Annotated in this window: 5 protein-coding genes; 1 reads left to right on the forward strand and 4 read right to left on the reverse strand. The window is 44.8% G+C overall.

What is annotated here, in order from left to right; all coding sequences use genetic code 11:
- Positions 1-34: 34 nt before the first annotated feature.
- From GVY04_08710 to GVY04_08725, 4 genes are all read right to left on the reverse strand, one after another.
- On the reverse strand, positions 35-634 hold the full coding sequence (locus tag GVY04_08710; GenBank protein ID NBD16215.1) for a lipase: 600 nt from the start codon (positions 632-634) through the stop codon (positions 35-37).
- A gap of 115 nt (positions 635-749) precedes the next feature.
- Entirely contained in the window at positions 750-2,627 is a 1,878-nt protein-coding gene (locus GVY04_08715) for an RNase J family beta-CASP ribonuclease (GenBank protein NBD16216.1), read from the reverse strand.
- A gap of 147 nt (positions 2,628-2,774) precedes the next feature.
- Positions 2,775-3,665, reverse strand: coding sequence for a 4-hydroxy-tetrahydrodipicolinate synthase (gene dapA, locus GVY04_08720; protein ID NBD16217.1), 891 nt, complete (start codon positions 3,663-3,665; stop codon positions 2,775-2,777).
- A gap of 28 nt (positions 3,666-3,693) precedes the next feature.
- Positions 3,694-4,737 (reverse strand): aspartate-semialdehyde dehydrogenase, encoded by a 1,044-nt coding sequence (locus GVY04_08725; protein ID NBD16218.1) that lies wholly within the window; start codon positions 4,735-4,737, stop codon positions 3,694-3,696.
- 286 nt (positions 4,738-5,023) lie between these two features.
- On the opposite strand from GVY04_08725, the gene GVY04_08730 reads away from it, so the two are divergent.
- The coding region (locus GVY04_08730; GenBank protein ID NBD16219.1) for a trigger factor at positions 5,024-6,000 on the forward strand (977 nt) is incomplete at its 3' end.

Here is a 6,000-nt window from a genome sequence, read left to right on the forward strand (position 1 = left end):
GTTAGATGAATGCCTCCCTTGAGGCTAGCGTATTCTAAAGCTGATGAAACCACCAATTCGGAGATGAGTGGATAATCTGAGCCATCTTTTCGTACCCACTTTTTTGAGGATGAGAGCCATCATTCCTTAAAACGTCCTGACGATAAATTGGGTCTGCAACCAGTGGCAAAAACAAATCAATATAGGGAACTTCAAGCATCTTGCTCGCTTCAGCCAAGATTTGGGAAAGCCCTTGAATTCTCTCGTTGTGAGTCTCATCTGCAACCGGAGGCGGACCCACTGTTAACACCTTATATTTTTGCTTAGCTTGACGCAAAATCTGCTGAATATTCCGGCGAGAATCTTGATTAAGAACTCGCAATGCTCCATTTTGACGAGCAGTATCATTTACCCCGCAAGAAAGAACGATTCTGCCATCGCAAAAAGCGGGTAAACGAGAGGCGCATTCCCTTTCCCAGCGCTCCTTAATTTGCTGACTGGTTTCCCCTCTAATGCCAAGATTGTAATAAGTGATAGGAAAGCCATTATGGATTGCTTGCGCACACAGACGCCCTGCCCAACCAAGAGCACTTTCATCTCCTGTCCCGTTAACTAACGAATCCCCGAGAAAACAAATTCTAATATCTTGAGACATTAGTGATCATTGCTACGAATAACCCACTTCGACAAGAGCTTGGCCGAACGGCTCACTCGAGCCGCTCAGTTGCCATAACTAGTGACGAAGGACCCGAAATTCCCCCACTCACTCTTTATTGGGATGAAAGGGTTGCAGCAGAACGGCGGCGGCGACGACGACCTCGGAAATCTAGCTTTGAATCAGTACCATTGTTACCATTCGTACCATTATTTCTGTTACCGTTACTCTTCACCAAGGGATCACTTGTACCATTCTTATTGTTTTTCAGGTTCACATCTTTTTCTTGAGTTGGGGTTTGCAGCAAACAAATGGTGGTGGGTTGACTCTTCAATTCCCGTCGGACTAATCGCTTTAATCCACCTTCAATTTCTATTTTCAACTCTGTCCAGTCAATATCAGTATCTATGGGCTTGCCATTACCATTGGTTGCTAAATTACTCCAATACTTTTTGATACTTTGCTCAACATTGCTGACAATTAACTGATTAATTTTTGTTGGTGCGAGAGGACTGACTACACCTCGTAGATTAACTTCCGGTTGCGCCAACACTTTACCATCAGCTCCCACAGCAACGGCAACTGTAATCAGACCATCCAACGCCAGTTGTTGACGTTCGCTCATAATATCTTTATGTACTACACCGGAATGATCCACCAGTTCAATGCCGGATTGCACTTGATCCGTTACTTGAATGCGATCGCGCGAGACTTCGACCACATCCCCATTATTAATAATGACAATATTTTCTTTGGGAATGCCCATCGCTTGTGCCATTTCGCCATGTTTGACCAACATCCGATGTTCACCGTGAAAAGGGACAAAGAACTGTGGCTTCGTTAACGCCAACATTAATTTGTGATCTTCTTGGGAGCCATGTCCCGATACATGAATACCTTGATGCCGACCATAGATCACTTTTGCGCCCATCATCATCAGCCGATCAATGGTATTAACAACACCAATGGTATTGCCGGGAATCGGGTGAGCAGAAAAGACAACTGTGTCATTTTCCCGAATTCTGATCTGACGATGTTCTCCTTTTGAGATCCGGGTCATTGCCGCTAACGGTTCTCCCTGAGAGCCCGTCGTTAAAATCACCACTCGCTCATCCGGGGTCTTATTAATCTCTTTAAGAGAAACAAATAACTTGTCCGAACATTTGATATAACCTAATTTCCGGGCATGGTCAATCACGTTTAACATTGAGCGTCCCACAATTCCCACAACACGGTTATGTTTTTCTGCCAGTTCTAAAATAATGCGAACCCGGTGTACTGACGAAGCAAAGGTGGTGACTAATAAGCGTCCTTCTGCTTGGGCAAAGATGCGATCAAGGTTGGGTCGTACTGAATTTTCAGATGGGGTATGTCCAGGCACTTCGGCATTAGTAGAGTCGCTTAGCAAGCACAAGACGCCTTTTTCCCCATATTCGGCAAGGCGATGAAAATCAAAATGTTCCCCATCCACGGGGGTATGGTCAATTTTGAAGTCACCGGTATGAATAACCACGCCGAGGGGAGTGGTAATCGCGACACAGCAGCTATCGGCAATGGAGTGGGTATTGCGAATATACTCGACAGAGAAGGAACGTCCTAATTGCACCTTATCCCGAGGCAGCACTGATTTTAAGGTGGTGCGATCAGCAATTCCCGCTTCTTCTAATTTATTTTGCAATAAAGCCAGAGCCAAACGAGGACCATAAATCACGGGGATATCAAACTGCTGTAGATGATAAACAATTCCTCCAATATGATCTTCGTGTCCGTGGGTCACAATCATCCCTTTAATTTTATGGCGATTTTCCCGTAGATAAGTCATATCAGGCAAAACGACGTTAATGCCATGCATGTCCTGGCTGGGAAAACCAATCCCGGCATCCAATAAAATCATTTCATCGCCATATTCAATGATGCAGGTATTTTTGCCAATTTCATGGAGTCCTCCCAAGGGAATAATTCTCAAGTTAGGTTGTGATTCGTTGTTACTCATGATTCGTATTTTCCTTTTTTGTGCTTTAATAAAAAATTAATAATTGCTAATTGGTACGAAAAAACTATTCTGCCGGGGCAATTCAGCTCTAATTACCACCAACAGTTCCGAGTCAATCAATCGTGGATCAGGTTTAAAGTAATTAACTTACAGTAGCGATAACTTTTTTAAAACATCCTTTAATTGAGTTTCTAAATCGGGGGGTAATTCTAAGAGCGGCGATCGCAGCGCGCCGACATTCCAACCTTGCAACCGCAATGCTGTTTTGACAGGAATGGGATTGGTCGATAAAAATAAAGAGCGAAATAGAGGAAAGAATTTAAGGTGGGCTTGTTGTGCTTTTTCTAATTGACCCTGTTTAAAGTCAGTAATCATCTGCTGCAATGGTTGTCCCACCAGATGACTGGCAATACTAACGACGCCATTGCCACCAACGGCTAAGAGGGGTAGAGTCAGAGAATCGTCACCGGAGTAAATGCCAAAATCGCTGGGAGTAGAAGCGCGAATTTCTGAGACTTGGTCTAAATCACCGCTAGCTTCTTTGATCGCAACAATATTTTCAATTTGAGCCAGTTTGGCAACGGTTGCTGGTTCCAAGTTCCGTCCGGTGCGACCAGGAATATTATAGAGCATCATGGGCAAGTCGGGGCTTGCCTGCGCGATCGCGCTAAAGTGTTGATACAATCCGGATTGGGGGGGCTTACTATAATAAGGAACGACTTGTAAGCTGCCGTCTAGCCCTAGTTTAGCGGCTTTTTCCGTTGCTGCGATCGCCTCATGGGTAGAATTCGATCCGGTCCCCGCCATGATTTTACCGCGGTTCCCCACTGCTTTTTGCACCACTTGGAATAACTCGTATTCTTCTTCCCAAGTTAGGGTGGGAGATTCCCCCGTTGTGCCACACACGACCAAAGTTTCCGTTCCGTGGCTGACTAAATAATCGGCTAATTGTTCCGCAACGGAATAATTCACTGCTCCTTCCGCTGTGAAAGGCGTTACCATTGCGGTTAGCACTTGTCCAAAGTCCACACTTGTCATTGTTGTTTTTTTTCGCTCTTTCTTTGTCTTATACCGATACGGCAGATTGAGTTGAGTGCAATAATTTTTCCTTCACGAGCAACTCAGCAATCTGTACCGCATTTAATGCTGCTCCTTTGCGAATTTGATCGCCACTTAACCACAACTCTAACCCACAGGGATGGGAAATGTCTTGGCGAATGCGTCCCACCAATACTTCATCTTTTCCGGTGGCTTCGTTGGGCATCGGGAAGTAATTCTTTTCCCAATCTTCACGCACTGCGACTCCTGGTGCTTCTTCCAAGATGGCTTTGGCTTTTCCCACCGGGAAGGGTTCGGCAAATTCTAAATTAATCGCTTCTGAATGCGCCCGTAAAACGGGAACGCGGACACAAGTGGGGCTAATGCGTAACTCTGGACTGCCAAAAATTTTTCGCGTTTCTTTCACCATTTTGATTTCTTCTTGACAATATCCTTGTTCGTTTAAAGGCGAATTGTGCGGGAAAACATTAAAGGCTAACGGATAGGGAAATGCTTCTGTATTTGGGGTCTCATCATTTAAAATCGCTTGGGCTTGGGCTTTAACCTCTGCCATTGCTTTTGCCCCAGCCCCAGAAGCCGATTGATAAGTTGCCACAAGCAAGCGCTGGATGGGCTGGACTTGGTGTAACGGATACACAGCTAGACCCATCAGAATTGTGGTGCAATTCGGATTCGCAATGATTCCTTGATGTTGGGCTGCCGCTTGCGGGTTAATTTCTGGGACAACCAGCGGGACATTTTCTGCCATCCGGAAAGCACTGGAATTATCTACCATGACCGCACCACTATCGACAATGGTTTGCGCCCACTCCTTACTGGTGGCACCACCAGCAGACGCTAAAACTAAATCGACATCCTTAAAGGCGTCTGCGCTAACTGCCTCCACGGTTAGAGTCTTTCCCCGAAAGGGAATTGCTTGACCGGCAGAACGACTAGAGGCAAGTAATTTCAATTGACTCACCGGAAAAGAACGTTCTTCTAAAAGCTGAATTAATTCTTTTCCCACAGCGCCGGTAGCGCCTAAAATTGCGACACGAATTCCTGCTGACAAATGGGTTTCCTCCGTCTAGTGGTTTCTAACTTATTTAATATTTAATTATTTATTTTATGATGAGAGAAAATTAAAGATTAAAAATATTATAGTAGTTTGCTCTAAAAACTAGTCTTCTTTCACTCTACACTGTCTTTGGCAATGCTACAATAACGATTTGGACTTTGCCTTAGTTCTGCCTTAAACTAACACAAGCCTCTACCTGTTGGCTCAAGTAGAATCCCAGTTCCATCAGGTACACCTAAATCAATTATTGATGCGAGTTATAAGAAGAAGAGAGTAATAGATGAAAGTAACCCAGGAAAAACTGCCCGATAGCCAAATTGCTCTAGAAATCGAAATTCCTGCCGAAGAAACTAAAAAAGCCTACGAGAAGGTGCTGAAAGATTTAACCCGTTCTGCCAATATTCCTGGGTTTCGGAAAGGGAAAGTCCCTCGCCAGGTGTTAGTGCAGCGGTTCGGGAAAGAGCGATTAAAAGCCGCCGCGATCGAAGAATTATTGCAGCCTTCCATTGACGAAGCAATTGAACAAGAAAAAATTGACGCTTTAGGGAACTATCAACTCCGTTCCTCCTTTGAAGAACTTACACAGCAATACAAGCCCGGTGAACCCTTTACCTTTAGTGCCTCGGTGGATGTGCCCCCAGAAGTGCAACTGGGAGATTACAAAACACTAAAAGTACAAGCAGAAGAAGTCAAAGCTGACCCGGAACAAGTGGAAAACTATTTACAGGAAAAACAGGAGGAAGAAGCCACGCTGGTTCCGGTTGAAGATCGCCCGGCGCAAATGGGCGATACAACCGTCATTGATTATGAGGGACGTTTAGCAGAGAGCGATGAACTGATTGAAGGGGCGCAAGCGGAAGATTTTGAGCTTGAACTTGCCGAAGGAAAATTTATTGAAGGAATGGTTGAGGGGATTGTTGGGATGAATCCCGGAGAAACCAAAGAAATTTCCGTGAATTTTCCAGAAGGCTACGCCCGAGAAGATTTAGCGGGTAAGACAGCGCAATTTACGGTGACGCTTAAAGAATTAAAGGCGAAAGAGTTGCCAGAACTCGATGATGAATTTGCCGAAGATGTGGGTGAACATTCCACAATGGCCGAATGGCGGGAAGCCCTGACGAAGCAATACGAAGAACAAGCGCAAGAACAAACGAAAAGTAATATTGAGGAAGCAATTGTCAATGCTCTGATTGAGCAAACGGAAATTGAATTGCCGGAAACGATGATTGAACAAGAATTACAAACAATTATCACTCA

Source organism: Cyanobacteria bacterium GSL.Bin1 (genome assembly GCA_009909085.1).
Lineage (GTDB): Bacteria > Cyanobacteriota > Cyanobacteriia > Cyanobacteriales > Rubidibacteraceae > Halothece.